The organism is Burkholderia territorii (assembly GCF_902833055.1).
Classification (GTDB): domain Bacteria; phylum Pseudomonadota; class Gammaproteobacteria; order Burkholderiales; family Burkholderiaceae; genus Burkholderia; species Burkholderia territorii.
The window spans coordinates 1-236 of the sequence record NZ_CADFEJ010000193.1 but is presented as its reverse complement, the minus strand read 5'-3'; the positions used below and the strand labels follow the sequence as shown (position 1 = coordinate 236).

The 236-nt window shown below is 67.8% G+C and carries 1 pseudogene; it reads right to left on the bottom strand.

Going from position 1 to position 236, the window contains the following annotated elements:
* Positions 1 to 236, bottom strand: a pseudogene (locus HW466_RS31665) (YadA-like family protein); the annotation flags it as partial.

The window sequence follows — 236 nt, the reverse complement described above, 5'->3', positions numbered from 1 at the left end:
TTGTCACCCGATGCCGTCGCGCCCTGGCCATTCGCCGTCGAGCTCGCACCCGATGCCGTCGAGCCTTGACCCGTGGTCGTCGAGTTGATGCCCGTGGCATTCGCGCCTTGGCCTGCTGCCGTCGAGTTGTCACCCGATGCCGTCGCGCCCTGGCCATTCGCCGTCGAGCTCGCACCCGATGCCGTCGAGCCTTGACCCGTGGTCGTCGAGTTGATGCCCGTGGCATTCGCGCCTTG